Genomic DNA, 14806 nt, shown 5'->3' on the forward strand with positions numbered 1-14806 from the left:
ATGTACAGGAGAAAGATCCAATGACTGAGACCAGATTGCTTACGGACCATCAGGAGATTCGGGACTGGGCTGCGGGGCGATCGGGCATACCTGCCATCCGCGATCCGGCAGATTTGATCGGCAATGACGAACCGGTGCTCTCCATCCAGTTCGGCCAGCATGCCTACGAGGATGATGATGATCAGGGCGCGGATCGTCCCGACGATTTCGGCAGGCCGCGTCTGGTCGAATGGGATGAATGGTTCGCGCTGTTCGATCGGGAAGGGCTCGGTCTTGTGGTGGGCGAGGACGTTCCCGGCCAACGCGACGAATTTCACGAAATCGTTCGCAGATAGGTCATGGACAAAAGCCCTTACCTTTCGAGGCGAAGCCCCCAGACGCTACTGGCGGAGGTCAAGACGCTCTTCTTGACGCACTAACCATTACTGCTCTTCGCGATAGATCCGGTCGGTCGCCTGATCGCGAGCTTCCCGTTCATAACGGCTCAAACGGCGCTGTCTCATTCCGAGCGCCAGCAATAGACCCAATATGAAGGGCCCGCCAATCAGTATCAGAAGCCATGAATACTCAGCCATGATTGCACTCCCGTTCTCGACACTAACCGACCAGGGTGCAATAGGTTCCCGATTCACGGTGCGGAGGGGGTGACCCGCCATATGGTGTTGCCAACATCATCCGCCACCAGAAGAGCACCGGCCTTGTCGACGGCCACGCCCACAGGCCGGCCCAAGGCCTTATCGCCTTCGACGAAGCCCGTCAGAATATCCTTCGGCGGCCCATTCGGCTTGCCATTGCTGAACGGAACAAAGATGACCTTGTACCCGCTGCGCGGCTTGCGGTTCCAGGAGCCGTGCTGGCCCACAAAGGCGCCGTTTTTGTATTCAGGGCCAAACAGTGAATCGACATAGAATGTCAAACCCAGCGAAGCGGTGTGCGGACCAAGCGCATAGTCCGGCTTGATGGCCGAAGCGACAAGCTCGGGATTTTGCGGGCTGACGCGCACGTCGACATTCTGACCGTAATAGCTGTATGGCCAGCCGTAAAATCCGCCGTCCTTGACGGATGTCATATAGTCCGGGACAAGATCGCTGCCGATCTCATCCCGTTCATTGACCGCTACCCAGAGCGCGCCACTATCGGGATTCCAGGATAGGCCGTTCGGGTTTCTGAGACCCCAGGCGAAGAGCCTTGTTTTCTTCGTGTTCAGGTCGATCTCCAGGACCGCTGCGCGGTTGTTTTCCGCATCGATGCCGTTCTCGCCGACATTGCTGTTCGATCCAACTGTTGCGTAGAGCCTGGAGCCATCGGGGCTGGCGATCACGTCTTTCGTCCAGTGGTGATTGATCGGACCGCTGGGGAGGTTCGCGATCTTTTCGGGCGAGGCCGTGATCTTTGTCTCACCGTCGGCGTATGGGAAGGCAACGATCGCATCGGTATTGGCGACGTAGAGCTTGCCATTCGAAAGGGTCATTCCGAAGGGCGAATTCAGGTTCTCAAGAAAGGTCTCTTTCATCTCGGCCACGCCGTCATTGTCGGCGTCCCGCAACAGCGTGATGCGGTTAGCGCTTTTAACCCTTGCACCGGCTCTGCTCATGATGAAACCCTCAATCCAGCCGCGAACGCTGAAGGACTGGTTTTGTCTGGGAGGTGCGTCGGTTTCGGCTACAAGCACATCGCCGTTGGGCAGGACATGCAGCCAGCGTGGGTGGTCAAGGTCCTTGGCGAAGGCGTTGACTTTCATCCCCGCGGCAACTGTCGGGGTTTTGCCTTCAGCCCAGGACGAGGCCTCGGCGATATTGACTGTCGCGATTGGTTTGGGATTGGGCGGAGGCAGGGTCGGATTGGGGCCATATCCTTGTTCAACAGGAACAGTCGCGGACTCCTGCGAATAGAAATAAACGCCGGCCGCTGCGAGCAACGCGAGCACCAGCAGCACCACGATAATGACAAAGGCGGTTTTCATGGCTGACCCCGTGAATGGAGACCCTGTACAAGTTGCCCAACGCGCGAAGATGAACAAAGTTGCCGTGAGTGATGTGGCAAACTTGCGCGTTGATATATTCTCGCGGTTCTCACCATAACATTTTTATATCTTTGCGATTTTGGTCCAATCGAAAAAATATTCGTCCCTTTCTATCCTGAAGTTGTGTGCTTGCCCGGCCGCCGGGAGTGCGTTCATCGCACCAAAACAAGCCACGACAACAAGAAGGATGAATACGATGCTTCCGCGTTCCGGAATCTACTATGCGGCCCAGCATATACACCATGCACAGCGGGTTACATTGCCCCCTAAGAGGACCAGCGAGGCGGAAATCACCCCTGCTGGCTACCGCGAAGAGCTGGGTGTTTTCCTGCGGCTGTGGCTCGTGATCCTTGCGGGTGTGGCTGTCATTATGTTGGGCAGCTATTACGGGCAGTGAGATATTCTCATCGGCTGACCGGGTGAACAGCTCGATCCGTTCCTCTTTCTGGCGCGCTGTTCCGCCTGGTCAGTTTCTGTAGCCAGAAGCGCGGCTGATCTGATCGGCCGCGCTTCGCAGCAGCAGGAGGAGTTCCTCGCGCCTTTGCACGTAGCGGCTTGTCAATGTGCCAAGATTCAGCGCCGCAACGACATTGCCTTCCGCATCGTAGAGCGGGGTGGCAATGCCGGTGGAACCCGTTATGAACTCCTGGTCGTTGATGGCATAGCCATCGCGGCGCACCTTCACCAGTATGTCGCGAATCTTGCCGATGTCGGTGATCGTGAAGCCAGTATAGGACAGCAACTGGACGCGGGCGAGATAGCTTTCGAGCACTTCGGCCGGTGCATGCGCCAAAAGTACGCGGCCGGTCGCCGTACAATAGGCGGTGATGGCCGCATCCATGTTCACGTCGTAACGCACCGGGTGACGACTGACGCATTTGGCCAGCCGTCTCATATCGCAACGCGCGTTCATGGTGCTTAAGAGAACTGTTTCGCCGGACTCATCGCGCAGCCGCTCCATGAAGGGCATGGCGATGACGACAAGCGGCTCTTCGTGCCGACGGAACGGAAAGCCATGCCGGCTGGATTCGACCAGCATGTAATGCCCCGCGCTGTTGCGACTCACATGGCCGCGCGCGGCAAGCGTCTGCACGAGACCATGCGCGCTGCTTTTCGGTAAGGAAAGGTCACGGATAATCCGCGCCAGCGGAATGGGTTCGCGGCAATCGGACATATATTCCAAAATGTCGAGGATTCGACCGGCGCTTTTTACTTCAGAGTTCATATATATGAACGAAACCCCCGTTGCTGACTATTGCAAAGGCTTACTAAACTCCTGCTCAGAAAACCGACATCCAGGTGGTCCGCCGAGATCATCGCGGGGTGTTGGTACAACTGCCCGTGAAGATGAGCACCATATGACAAATCCGGCGAAAGAAAATGCGTCACATGAACCATGGGCATGGCCCGAAGACGTCTGGCGCCAGAAAACAGCCAAGGTTCGCGCTGGTATTTCGCTCAAGCCAAAGGTGTGGAAAGACGGGGCTCGCATGGCCGTTGCTCTGTCTTTCGATGCCGATCATGAGACTGTCGAACTTCGAAACGGCGGTGGTTCCATATGCCGTCTCAGCCAGGGTCAGTATGGCGCCAGGGCGGGCATGCCGCGTATCTTGAAGCTGCTGGAGAAATATGCGGTTCCGGCTTCGATCTTCATGCCGGCGGTCTCCGCCATGATCAATGCTGACGAGGCCCGCGCCGTCGTCGCGTCCGGCCATGAGCTTGGCATTCACAGCTGGATCCATGAGTTCAACTCGAAGCTCGATGAAGAAACCGAACGTTCGTTGTCTTTACGTGCTGCTGACATGCTGGAGCGCATTTCCGGTCAGCGGCCTGTTGGCATGCGAACTGCCTCATGGGATTTTACCCCTTCGACACTTAAAATCATCCGCGAGATGGGCCTGCTCTATGACTCGTCCCTGATGGCCGACGACGAACCTTATGAACTCACCGAGGATGGCGAGCCCACCGGTATCGTCGAAATTCCCGTCGAATGGATTCGCGACGATGCGCCCTATTTCAATATGGACCGTATGGGAGGGGCAAGACCCTACGGTGGCCCGGCGATGGTGCTCGACATTCTTCAGCGCGAGCTCGATGTGGCGTACGAGGAACGCGGCGTATTCCAGCTGACGCTGCATCCGCATCATTCCGGTCATCGTTCGCGCATTTTCCTCCTCGAGGAGATTATTCGCCAGGCCCAGGCCAAAGGCGATGTGTGGTTCTGCACGCATGCCGAGCTCGCTGCCTATTGCGCCGCGGAGGCAGGTCTGTCGCGCTGAGGCGCTGGAAAGGGAATTTGCAATCAGATCCGACGATTTTGGCAACTTATAACGAGAGGGAACCATGCTGAAAACATTCGTAACGGCCGCAGCGCTTACCGCCAGTCTTCTGACGTCCGCCGCCTACGCGCAGGCAGCCAAGGACACGCTGACCATAGATCTTCCCAATGATGCGGCGACGCTCGACCCGCATCTGCAATGGGATACGGACAGCTATTCGGTTTATCGCAATATCTTCGACAATCTGATCACACGCGACACCTCCGGCGCGATCGTGCCGCAGATTGCCAAGGCGTGGAAATATACGAGCGATACGGTTATCGAGTTCGATATTCGCGATGACGTGACCTTCCAGGATGGCAGCAAGCTCACCGCTGACGATGTTGCTTACAGCATCAACCGCATCATCGATCCCAAGCTCAAGAGCGCGCAGCTGTCGCAGTTCGACCAGATCGTCAAAGCTGAGGCGACAAGCCCGACCTCGGTCAAGGTAACTACGAAGTCGCCTTATCCAGCGCTCCTTGCGCAGCTGGTAAAGCTGTCTATCGTGCCCAAGGCCTATGTGGAAAAGGTTGGCGCGCAGGAATTCAACCAGAAGCCGATGGGCAGCGGCCCGTACAAGCTGGTTCAGTGGCAAAAGGGTGTTCAGACCGAACTTCAGGCCAATGATCACTATTGGCGGGTAAAGCCGGCAATCCAGCATGTGATCTTTCGGGCGGTTCCCGACGTCTCGACGCGTATCGCTGATTTGCGCACCGGTAAAGCAGACCTCATCCGCGAATTGCCAGCCGATCAGGCGATCAGCCTCAAGAGCGAAACCGGTGTACAGATACTGTCCGTGCCGACGGAACGGGTCGGTTACATGTATATCAATGCTGAAGCCGGAGCGACCAAGGATGTACGGGTACGCCAGGCCATTGCCTACGCCATCGATACGCCCGGTTTGATCGAAGCCCTGCTGCAAGGCTATGGCGCACCGGTCAATGTTCTCGGTGCACAGCCAGTCTTCGGATATACGGACAAGGTCGTGGGTTACAAATACGATCCGGACAAGGCCAAGGACCTGATCAAGGAGGCCGGGGCCGAAGGTGCCAAGATCGAATTCCTGACGTCGCCCGCCTATGACCGGGCGCTGGTCGAGGCCATCCAGCAGATGCTGAATGATGTTGGCCTCAATACGGAGATCGTCTCGCTCGATCAGGCAACGTTCCTCAAGCGCCGTCAAGGCGACGCCGCGAATGCGGGTAGCGTCGCGCTTGGACGCTGGTCCTGCGCCTGCCAGGATGCTGATGGTATCATCTTCCCGTTGTTCCGCACGGGAAGCAGCTGGGCCAAGTACAGCAATCCGGAATTCGACAAGCTCGTTGACAGTGCGCGCTCGACACTGGACAAAGACAGGCGTCTCGCCGATTACGAGAAGGCTTACGAAATTCTGCGCACGGATGTGCCGGGCATCGGCCTCTATCAGGCCTACTCGGTCTATGGTGCGAGCTCGCATTTGAAGTGGCAGCCGACAGCCAATGAAGCCATGTTCGTCACCGACATGAGCTGGCAGCAGTAGAGAGAAGCAGGGCAAGGTTGTCATGTTCAGATATGCCGGAAGCCGGCTGATTCAGGCAGCTATTGCGATCTTCGGGGTGCTCACGATCGTCTTCATCGTGATGCACCTCTCCGGCGACCCGACGCTTCTGCTCGTGCCGCAAGGTGCTTCGACCGAGCAGATCAACGAGTTGCGCCACCAACTCGGTTTCGATCGGCCTTTATGGGTACAATATCTCAATTACCTCAGTGATCTTGCCCGCTTCGACTTCGGCATGTCGGTGGTGCAGCGCGTTCCGGCGATTGATATCGTTGCCTCGCGCTTGCCCTACACGGTCATGCTCGCCGCCGGAGCCTTGGTCGTCGCCATCGGCATTGGCATTCCCGTCGGTATCATCATGGCCATGCGCCGCGGCGGCTGGCTGGAGAAAATACTGGCGGCGATCGTCCTCACCGGGCAGAGCGTACCGACGTTCCTGCCCGGCATTCTCCTGATCTCGGTCTTTGCGGTCACGTTGCGCTGGCTGCCGACTTCCGGTGTCGGCGACATCCGCGCGTTGATCATGCCCTCCATCGCGCTGGGCGCCATCTCGATGTCGACCTTTGCCCGTATGACCCGTATCGCCGTTCTCGATGAACTCAGCAAGGATTACGTGCGGGCAGGGCGCGCGCGTGGGCTATCGCTCGGTGCCGTGGTCTTCCGTCACGTTTTGCGCAACGCCTCGATCCCGGTCATCACCATAGCCGCGCTCGAGATCGGCAATCTTCTTGCCGGTGCCGTGATCGTCGAGACGGTTTTCGCCTGGCCCGGCATTGGCCAGTTGGCGATCCAGTCCATCCAGTCGCGCGACTTTCTTGTGGTGCAGGTGATCGTCCTTTTGATCTCCTGTGTCTACGTCCTGACCAGTTTGCTCGCCGATTTCGTCTATGCGGCCGTCGATCCGCGCATCCGCATGGTACGGTAGGAGAAGCAGATGGTTGCATTCGTTCAGTCCGCCCGAAGCCGTATTTCCCGCGTTCCGTTGCCGATCATCATCGTATCGATCATTCTCCTGTTCATCGTCGCCATGGCGATCCTGGCGCCGTGGATATCGCCCGCCGATCCGACGCGGCAGAATCTGCTCGGGCGTCTCAAGGCCCCGGGCTTCGAGCGCGGCGGCATTACCTACTGGCTCGGCACCGATGATCTCGGCCGCGATCTCCTCACCCGTATTCTCTACGGAGCAGGCGTTTCGCTCAGCGTCGCAGTTCTCTCGGTGATCGTGTCGACATTGGTCGGTGTATCGCTTGGCATGCTGGCCGGCTGGTTTCGGGGTTGGGCGGAAGTCCTCATCATGCGTATGGTCGATATCGTGATGTCGATCCCCGCCGTCCTGCTGGCGGTTTTGACTGTTGCCGTTCTTGGTCCGGGTTTTCTCAAGCTCGTGCTGGTGCTGGGTCTTACCCGCTGGCCACGCTACACCCGCGTTGCCTATGCCCAGACGCTGCAGGTCGCCAATCTGCCGTTCATCAAAGCGTCTGAGCTTGCCGGTGCTGGCGCTGTCCGCATCTTGTTCCACCATATCCTGCCGAATATCGCCGGGCCAATCCTGATCGTTGCTACCTCCGAGTTCGGCCTGATGATTCTGATGGAAGCAGGATTGTCGTTTCTGGGGCTCGGTATCCAGCCGCCCACGCCAAGCTGGGGCTCGATCATGAGCGTGGGACGGCAATATGTCGAACATGCCTGGTGGATCGTCGCCTTTCCCGGCATCTGCCTTTTCCTGCTGGTATTCTCGGTCAACGTCCTTGGCGACTGGCTGCGCGACCAGCTCGATCCCCGTTCCCGCACCCGTTGAGGTATACTATGGAATTTGAGAACAAGACCGTCGTCATCACTGGAGCTGCCGGTATTTTCGGCCGTTGGATCGCCGCGCATTTTGCTGTGGAAGGTGCGCAGCTTTGCCTCGCCGACATGCGCAAGGACGCGCTAAATGCTGTCGTTACCGACCTTGGGCTCGATCCGGTCAAAACCCTGCTGCACACAACGCAGCTGACCGACGAAACCTCGATCCTCGAATTGGTCGCGCTGGTCAAGGAACGCTGGGGCGCGCCGGATATTGTCATCAACAATGCGGGCATCTACACCAAGTTTGGCCTGCTCGACATGGATATCGCCGATTGGGACCGGGTGTTCGGTGTCAATCTGCGCGCACCCTTCATCATCAGCCGCGAGATGGCCAAGCTGATGATCGCCGGCAGGCGCAAGGGCTCGATCATAAATATATCCTCTGGCGCGTCGCGGCAGATGCGCAATGGCTCGGTGCCGTACTGCACATCGAAGACCGCGCTTGAGCGCCTGTCGAAAGGCCTCGCGCTGGAACTCGCCGTCCATGGCATCCGCGTCAATGTCGTCGAACCGGGCTTCGCTCCGGGCAGCAGCGTTAGCGAGCTCTCGGACGAGTATGTCGCGAACATGCTGAAGCGCATTCCGCTCGGCCGCTCCAGTGGGCCGAACGATGCACCGTCGGCAATCGCCTATCTCTGTTCGGAGAAGGCATCGTTCATCACCGGCGCTGTGCTCAGTGTCGATGGCGGCAATTCCATCGGCACATTCGAGACCGGCGAACTCGGCAAGACGCCTGGCACAGCCGTGCGCGGGTAAGGGGACAGATCGCAATGCGTGAGGAAACAAGGCCACTCCTGACCGTAGACAATCTCACCATCGAAATCGCTGGTGCGAATGTGGTCGATGGCGTTTCCTTCACCGTGGCGCCCGGCAAGGTTCTGGCGCTGGTCGGCGAATCCGGCTGCGGCAAGTCGCTGACCTCCTATGCCATGCTGGGACTGCTGCCACCAGCCGCGCGGCGCATCGCAGGGCGTATCCTTCTCGAGGGCACGGACCTCGCCGCCATGTCGGAACGGCAGCTGCGCAAGGCGCGCGGCAAAGATATCTCGATTATCTTTCAGGAGCCGAGCGCTTCGCTCGATCCGCTGACAACAGTCGGTTCGCAGATCGCCTCCGCGTTTCGCCAGCATCACGCCGTTTCAGGGGCTGAGGCTCTAGCCAAGGCACGCAATATGCTGGTGGCGGTGGGCATTCCCGATCCCGACCACCGGCTGCACCAGTATCCGTTCGAGCTTTCAGGCGGTATGTGCCAGCGCATCATGATCGCCATCGCGCTGATTTGCGGCCCGCGCGTTCTTGTCGCCGACGAGCCGACGACGGCACTCGACGTGACGATCCAGGCGCAAATCCTCGACCTGATGAAGCAACTCGTGGCGACGAGCGGCACCTCCATCGTGTTCATCACCCACGACATGGGCGTCGTTGCCGATATCGCCGATCACGTGGCTGTCATGTATGCCGGCCGCATCGCGGAGATAGCTCCGGTGCGCGACCTCTTTGCCCGCCCGGCACATCCTTATACGGCGCTGCTTCTTGCCAGCGTGCCGCGTCTCGACGTAACGCCCAAAGCCAATCTCGCCACGATTGAAGGCTCCGTGCCGTTCCCGAACGAGTTCGGCGATGGCTGCCGTTTCGCCGGTCGCTGCCCTTTGGCGACGGACCGCTGCCGAGCCGAGCAGCCGCCGCTTTTCGAACAAGGCGGGGGGCATCGCTCTGCCTGCTGGCATATCGACCGCATGCACGAACTCAAGGAAATTGCCGCATGAGCGCGCCGGAAAATGTTCTCGAAATCCGTGATGTCGCGGTGCATTTCCAGGGCCGAGCCGGACTGTTCGGCCGTTCGGCCCATACGGTGAAAGCCGTCAACGGCGTCAGTCTCGATATTCTCAAGGGTGAGACGGTGGCTCTGGTCGGCGAGTCCGGCTGTGGGAAATCGACGCTGTCAAACGCCATCGTCGGGCTGCAGCAGCCGACCACCGGAAGTATCCGTATCGGCGAGGACGAGGTCGTCGGGGCCACCGGTCGCGCGCTCAATGATATTCGCCGCAAGGTGCAGATGATCTTTCAGGATCCGGCGCTGTCGCTTGATCCGCGCTTCAAGATCGGCGCAGCCATTGCCGAGCCGCTGCAGGTTCGCGGTATCGCTCGCGGCAACGCATTGAAACAACGTGTCAGCGAGCTATTGGTTCAGGTCGGTCTGCGCTCCGAACATGCGGATCGCTATCCGCACCAGCTTTCCGGCGGCCAGCGCCAGCGCGTTGTCATCGCCCGGGCACTGGCGCTGGAGCCTGCACTTGTCGTTTGCGATGAGCCGGTATCGGCGCTCGACGTATCGGTGCGCGCCCAAATCCTCAATCTGCTCGTGGCGCTGCAGAAGCGCACCGGCGTTTCCTATCTCTTCGTCTCGCATGATCTGGCCGTCGTTCGGCATATCTGCGACCGCGTCGTCGTCATGTATCTCGGCCGCTTTGTCGAGATGGCCGACCGGGATACGTTCTTCGCCGATCCCAAACATCCCTATACCAAGGCGCTGATGTCGGCGGTGCCTGAAGCCGATCCGGAAGTGCAGCGCAACAAGGAGCGTCACATTCTCAGCGGTGAATTGCCAAGCCCTTCCAATATTCCCTCGGGGTGTGCTTTCCACACGCGCTGCCCGCTCGCGACGGAGATCTGCTCGCGCGAGCGGCCCGAACTGACTCCAAGGGTGGATGGCGCCCTTGTCGCCTGCCACAACGCCTGAGGTAAAAACCGATATGAACACTGAAAGCCACACGCTCGCCGGATTGCAAAGGCCCGCCGAAATTCGCATTGATCGCTGGGGTATCCCGCACATCAAAGCGGAAAGCGAAGCAGATCTGTTTTTCGTGCAAGGGTTCAACGCGGCGCGCGACCGTCTGTGGCAGCTCGATCTCTGGCGCAAGCGCGGCCTTGGCCTGCTGGCGGCGGATTTCGGTCCCGGCTATCTGGCGCAGGATCATGCGGCCCGGCATTTTCTCTATCGCGGCCACATGTCAGTCGAGTGGACATCCTATGCGCCGGACACCCGAGAAATCTGTGAAGCGTTCACCGCTGGCATCAATGCCTATATAGGCCTCGCACTGCAGGAACCTGCGCGCCTGCCGCCGGAATTCGCGCTGTTTGGCACACGGCCCTCACGCTGGCAGCCGGAAGATGTGGTCCGCGTCCGCACCCATGCGCTCACCCGTAACGGCGCTTCGGAAATCCTTCGCGCCAATGTACTCGCCTTGAGCAACGCGGAAACGGATCTCCTACGCGCCAATATCGAACCGCCAACGGAACTCAAGGTCGCTTCCGGGCTCAACCTTGCCGATATCCCGATCGTGGCGCTTCAGCTTTTCAAGCTGGCAACGGCGCCGGTGACCTTCGAACCTGCGCGGCTTCAAGCTGGGCTGGAAGACGTATGGAAGTGGGTGGAAGTGACGGACCTCGGGGATGTCATCCGCGCCACCACCGAGGAGGGGTCCAACAACTGGGTCGTACATGGATCGCGTACCGATACCGGGCGGCCAATTCTTGCCAGTGATCCGCATCGCACCCACGCGGTGCCGTCGCTGCGCTATCTGGTGCATCTTCAGGCGCCGGGCTTCAACGCCATCGGCACGGGCGAACCCACTGCGCCCGGGATCTCGCTCGGCCACAATGGCACAACCGCCTTCGGCCTGACGATTTTCGGTGCCGACCAGGAAGACGTCTATGTTTACGAGACGAAACCGGAGAACCCGGATTTCTACCGCTATCGCGATGATTGGGAAAAGATCGAACGCGTCAGTGAAAAATTCAGCGTCAAGGGCGAAGCCGAACAAACGCTGACACTTTCCTTTACGCGGCATGGTCCCGTGCTTTACGAGAATCCGGAAAAACATCTGGCGATTGCTTTGCGCTCCGTCTGGCTATCGCCAGGTTCCGCTGCTTATCTCGGCAGCCTGTCAGCCATGCGCGCGATGTCCGTGGCGGATTTCGGGACGTCTCTGTCCGCTTGGGGAACCCCCTCGGTCAATCATGTCTGTGCCGATACTGCCGGCAATGTCGGTTGGTTTGCCGCTGGCTTCACGCCGGTGCGGCCGAACTGGAATGGACTACTGCCAGTCCCAGGCGACGGCCGTTACGAGTGGAAGGGTTTTCTGGCCGCCGACGAGCTTCCACACAGCGTCAATCCTGAAGCCGGATTCGTTGCCACAGCGAACGAGATGAACCTGCCCGCTGATCGTACGCCGGATGCACTGACAATCGGCCATGAATGGGTCGAAGGCAGCCGCGCCATGCGCATCAAATCCGTGCTGGCAGATGATCGGGCACATTCCCTGCAAGCTGCCATTGCCCTGCAGACCGATGTGACCTCGCGTCCGGCAATGCGCATTTGTGCGCTCCTTGACAGGGCAGCCGCACAGCGATCGAAACCCGTTGACGCCCTGCAATCTGCACTCGACGTATTTGCCGGTTGGGATCACCGTCTCGAGGCCGGGAGCGCTGCTGCAGCGCTCTTCGAGGTGTGGTGGATGAAGCACTTGCGGCCGGCAATCTTTGCGCGTTTTGCTCCTGACCCAGCCGTCAGGGCTCTGCTCGTTCCGGGTGACGTGGACGTGTTGCTGGGTATTCTGGAAGCGCCGGATGCCCGCATGGGCGACGATCCAATGGAAGCACGCGATGCCATGCTATTCGATACGCTGGTGGCGGCTTTTACCGACTGCAAGAAACGTCTTGGCGGCGATCCTGTGCAATGGGCTTGGGGCAAGTTGCATCAGATGGTTTTCGAACATGCGGCAAGCGGTGTGATGAGGGAGGATGCCGGTATCTGGGATGTGGGACCGCTGCCCATCGGCGGTAGCCGTTCGACACCGATGAATGCTGGCTATCGCATGAGCGATTTCCACGTGATCTCCGGCGCCTCGGTCCGGTTGGTCATGGATATAGGTGATTGGGACAACTGCGTCTGCATCAATACTCCGGGTCAGTCCGGCGATCCCCGTTCGCCCTTTTACGCGAGTTTGGCAGAAACCTGGGCGAGCGGCCAATATGTGCCGCTCCTCTATAGCGAACGCCGGGTCGCTGAAGAGACGGTTCATCATATCCGGCTGGTGCCGGCTTAAGATTTGCATTGCATGGAAAGAGGACGACCATGACGTTGAACCAGGAAATTTCAGCCGATGATATCGATGTTTCTCGGTTGCTCGCTGAATTGCGGCAGTGGGTAGAGATCGAAACGCACACGCCCGACGCGGGTGCGGTCAACGGATTGGCAGATCGGGTTCAAATGCTGGCGGCGAGCCTGGAGCTGAAAACCCAACGCGTCGCCGGAACGCTGGGTTTTGGCGATACCCTGATCGTCAGTTCGGGGCATCGGATCGAGCCTGCCAAAAAGGGCATTCTGATCCTGGCGCATCTCGATACCGTTCATGCTGCGGGAACGATTTTGAACCAGCTGCCATGGCGCGAGGACGGCAACCGCATCTATGGGCCCGGCATTTATGACATGAAATCCGGTGCGCTGATAGCGCTGGAAGCCCTCAAGCTTGCGCTTGATCGCGGCAATGGTCCGAAGCTGCCGGTCACCATCATGTATGTTCCGGACGAGGAAATGGGCAGCACGAGTTCGCGTGCGCTCATCGAGCAGCATTCCGGCAATGCGTGCTATGCGCTGGTGGTTGAACCAGCCAGGGACGGCGGCAAGATCGTCGTGGCTCGCAAGGGGGTCGGCATGTATGACATCAAGGTGCGCGGACGCGCGTCCCATGCCGGAACCCATCCCCACATTGGCCGCAGCGCTATCCGCGAGGCGGCAAAGATCGTTCTGGCGCTGGAAGCGCTCAATGATCCCGCACGGGGCATTACCGTGACTGTCGGCACCATCCATGGCGGCACAGGGCGCAATACCGTTCCAGCCGAATGCAACATGCTCGTCGATGTGCGGCTGCCAGACGCTGCCGCTGCCAAGGAAATTACTGGAATTATTGAAAACCTGGAATCGAGCGATCCGGATATTTCCGTCGAGATCACCGGCGGCCTCAACCGTCCGCCGTTCAGCCAGACGCCAGCAGCGAAATCGCTGTTCGCTCACGCCTCAAGTCTTGCGGCGCCGCTGGGTATTACTCTTGTTGGGGTTAGCACCGGCGGTGGCTCCGATGGAAATTTCAGCGCCTCTCTCGGCGTGCCCACCCTCGATGGGCTCGGTGCCGATGGTGCCGGTGCGCATACGTTTGACGAGCATATCCTGTGGGACAGCATCGCGCCGCGTACGGCACTGCTGGCCAATCTTCTGCTGACACTCGACGGCAGCCAGTGACAATGCACGGACAATGAACCTCACTGAAATAATTGGCTTCGTGCTCATGGCCGGTGCCGCAGCGTATGTACAGACGCTCACCGGCTTTGCCTTTGGCTTGCTGCTCATGGGAGCCGTCGGCATCAGTTCTGTCATGCCACTGCGCGACGCTGCCGTCATCGTCGGCGTTCTGACACTCTTCAACGCAGGTATCATGTTGACCAAGGGCTGGCGCGACGTACTGCTGCCGCGACTGGTCCTCGTCCTTTGGAGCAGCCTGCCGATGTTGGTGGTCGGCTATTTCCTTCTCGATCATCTGGCGAGCAACAGTCTGCTGATGCTGCGCATCGTGCTTGGCGTAGTGATCGTTGTTTCAAGCCTGCCGCTGATCAAACCGCCTTCCAGGGACACCGCGCCGCAGAGCAAGAGATCATACCTGTTCTTTGGCGCACTCTCCGGCATCATGAGCGGTTTGTTTTCGGCCAGCGGGCCGCCGCTCGTCTATCATTTCCACCGCTCATCCTTTTCGTATGTCGCGATCCGCGAAACGCTGGTATCGGTTTTCGCGCTGAATGCACTGATCCGCCTTGCGGTGGTCATCGGCGACGGCACATTCCCGGCGCCATCCTACTGGCCATCGCTTTTGGCGGTGTTCAGTGTCATGGCAGGCACCCAATTGGCCCGGCGGCTGCCACCGCCGCTTTCTCCTGTGGCGATGCGATGGATGGTGTTCGTGCTTTTGTGTGGATCAGGCCTTTCGCTGGCACTGCCAGCGCTCGTCACAATACTCAAGTAAA

14 protein-coding genes are annotated in these 14806 nt (G+C 59.2%); 11 read left to right on the forward strand and 3 right to left on the reverse strand.

Going from position 1 to position 14806, the window contains the following annotated elements; all coding sequences use genetic code 11:
• Positions 1–20: 20 nt before the first annotated feature.
• On the forward strand, positions 21–335 hold the full coding sequence (locus tag ACSQ3H_RS05805) for a hypothetical protein (protein ID WP_436116168.1): 315 nt from the start codon (positions 21–23) through the stop codon (positions 333–335).
• A gap of 87 nt (positions 336–422) precedes the next feature.
• On the opposite strand, the gene ACSQ3H_RS05810 is transcribed toward ACSQ3H_RS05805, so the two are convergent.
• The 3 genes from ACSQ3H_RS05810 to ACSQ3H_RS05820 all read right to left on the reverse strand — a co-directional run bounded on the left by ACSQ3H_RS05810 (position 423) and on the right by ACSQ3H_RS05820 (position 3248).
• On the reverse strand, positions 423–575 hold the full coding sequence (locus ACSQ3H_RS05810; RefSeq protein WP_436116169.1) for a hypothetical protein: 153 nt from the start codon (positions 573–575) through the stop codon (positions 423–425).
• A 53-nt stretch (positions 576–628) separates the two neighbouring features.
• Entirely contained in the window at positions 629–1963 is a 1335-nt protein-coding gene (locus ACSQ3H_RS05815) for a PQQ-dependent sugar dehydrogenase (RefSeq protein ID WP_436116170.1), read from the reverse strand.
• A gap of 526 nt (positions 1964–2489) precedes the next feature.
• Complete coding sequence (locus ACSQ3H_RS05820) at positions 2490–3248, reverse strand: IclR family transcriptional regulator (protein WP_436116171.1); 759 nt, start codon at positions 3246–3248, stop codon at positions 2490–2492.
• A gap of 133 nt (positions 3249–3381) precedes the next feature.
• Here ACSQ3H_RS05820 and ACSQ3H_RS05825 point away from each other — a divergent pair, with 133 nt between their 5' ends.
• The 10 genes from ACSQ3H_RS05825 (at position 3382) to ACSQ3H_RS05870 (ending at position 14805) form a co-directional block, all read left to right on the forward strand.
• A complete protein-coding gene (locus tag ACSQ3H_RS05825; protein WP_436116172.1) occupies positions 3382–4302 on the forward strand; it encodes a polysaccharide deacetylase family protein in 921 nt (306 codons plus the stop codon).
• 64 nt (positions 4303–4366) lie between these two features.
• A complete protein-coding gene (locus ACSQ3H_RS05830) occupies positions 4367–5863 on the forward strand; it encodes an ABC transporter substrate-binding protein (protein ID WP_436116173.1) in 1497 nt (498 codons plus the stop codon).
• 22 nt (positions 5864–5885) lie between these two features.
• Positions 5886–6806 carry an ABC transporter permease gene (locus tag ACSQ3H_RS05835; RefSeq protein WP_436116174.1) on the forward strand — a complete coding sequence of 307 codons (921 nt, stop codon included), beginning with the start codon at positions 5886–5888 and terminating at the stop codon, positions 6804–6806.
• Between the two features lie 9 nt (positions 6807–6815).
• A complete protein-coding gene (locus ACSQ3H_RS05840; protein WP_436116175.1) occupies positions 6816–7679 on the forward strand; it encodes an ABC transporter permease in 864 nt (287 codons plus the stop codon).
• 8 nt (positions 7680–7687) lie between these two features.
• Positions 7688–8485, forward strand: coding sequence for an SDR family NAD(P)-dependent oxidoreductase (locus ACSQ3H_RS05845; RefSeq protein WP_436116176.1), 798 nt, complete (start codon positions 7688–7690; stop codon positions 8483–8485).
• Between the two features lie 14 nt (positions 8486–8499).
• Positions 8500–9495 carry an ABC transporter ATP-binding protein gene (locus ACSQ3H_RS05850; RefSeq protein WP_436116177.1) on the forward strand — a complete coding sequence of 332 codons (996 nt, stop codon included), beginning with the start codon at positions 8500–8502 and terminating at the stop codon, positions 9493–9495.
• The gene (locus ACSQ3H_RS05855; RefSeq protein WP_436116178.1) at positions 9492–10469 is read left to right on the forward strand and encodes an ABC transporter ATP-binding protein; all 978 of its coding nucleotides are present in this window, start codon (positions 9492–9494) and stop codon (positions 10467–10469) included. Before ACSQ3H_RS05850 ends, ACSQ3H_RS05855 begins: the two co-directional genes overlap by 4 nt.
• Positions 10470–10482: 13 nt before the next feature.
• Positions 10483–12837 (forward strand): penicillin acylase family protein, encoded by a 2355-nt coding sequence (locus ACSQ3H_RS05860; protein ID WP_436116179.1) that lies wholly within the window; start codon positions 10483–10485, stop codon positions 12835–12837.
• 29 nt (positions 12838–12866) lie between these two features.
• Positions 12867–14030, forward strand: coding sequence for a M20 family metallopeptidase (locus tag ACSQ3H_RS05865; protein ID WP_436116180.1), 1164 nt, complete (start codon positions 12867–12869; stop codon positions 14028–14030).
• A gap of 13 nt (positions 14031–14043) precedes the next feature.
• Positions 14044–14805: a TSUP family transporter gene (locus ACSQ3H_RS05870; RefSeq protein WP_436116181.1), complete on the forward strand. Its 762-nt coding sequence runs from the start codon at positions 14044–14046 to the stop codon at positions 14803–14805.
• Position 14806 lies beyond the last annotated feature (1 nt).

The sequence above is a fragment of the Phyllobacterium sp. LjRoot231 genome (assembly GCF_964253365.1).
GTDB lineage: Bacteria > Pseudomonadota > Alphaproteobacteria > Rhizobiales > Rhizobiaceae > Phyllobacterium.

Coding starts and splice junctions, on each gene's coding strand:
- ACSQ3H_RS05805 (WP_436116168.1), top strand. CDS start 21: ATGACTGAGACCAGATTGCTTACGGACCATCAGGAGATTCGGGACTGG.
- ACSQ3H_RS05810 (WP_436116169.1), bottom strand. CDS start 575: ATGGCTGAGTATTCATGGCTTCTGATACTGATTGGCGGGCCCTTCATA.
- ACSQ3H_RS05815 (WP_436116170.1), bottom strand. CDS start 1,963: ATGAAAACCGCCTTTGTCATTATCGTGGTGCTGCTGGTGCTCGCGTTG.
- ACSQ3H_RS05820 (WP_436116171.1), bottom strand. CDS start 3,248: ATGAACTCTGAAGTAAAAAGCGCCGGTCGAATCCTCGACATTTTGGAA.
- ACSQ3H_RS05825 (WP_436116172.1), top strand. CDS start 3,382: ATGACAAATCCGGCGAAAGAAAATGCGTCACATGAACCATGGGCATGG.
- ACSQ3H_RS05830 (WP_436116173.1), top strand. CDS start 4,367: ATGCTGAAAACATTCGTAACGGCCGCAGCGCTTACCGCCAGTCTTCTG.
- ACSQ3H_RS05835 (WP_436116174.1), top strand. CDS start 5,886: ATGTTCAGATATGCCGGAAGCCGGCTGATTCAGGCAGCTATTGCGATC.
- ACSQ3H_RS05840 (WP_436116175.1), top strand. CDS start 6,816: ATGGTTGCATTCGTTCAGTCCGCCCGAAGCCGTATTTCCCGCGTTCCG.
- ACSQ3H_RS05845 (WP_436116176.1), top strand. CDS start 7,688: ATGGAATTTGAGAACAAGACCGTCGTCATCACTGGAGCTGCCGGTATT.
- ACSQ3H_RS05850 (WP_436116177.1), top strand. CDS start 8,500: ATGCGTGAGGAAACAAGGCCACTCCTGACCGTAGACAATCTCACCATC.
- ACSQ3H_RS05855 (WP_436116178.1), top strand. CDS start 9,492: ATGAGCGCGCCGGAAAATGTTCTCGAAATCCGTGATGTCGCGGTGCAT.
- ACSQ3H_RS05860 (WP_436116179.1), top strand. CDS start 10,483: ATGAACACTGAAAGCCACACGCTCGCCGGATTGCAAAGGCCCGCCGAA.
- ACSQ3H_RS05865 (WP_436116180.1), top strand. CDS start 12,867: ATGACGTTGAACCAGGAAATTTCAGCCGATGATATCGATGTTTCTCGG.
- ACSQ3H_RS05870 (WP_436116181.1), top strand. CDS start 14,044: ATGAACCTCACTGAAATAATTGGCTTCGTGCTCATGGCCGGTGCCGCA.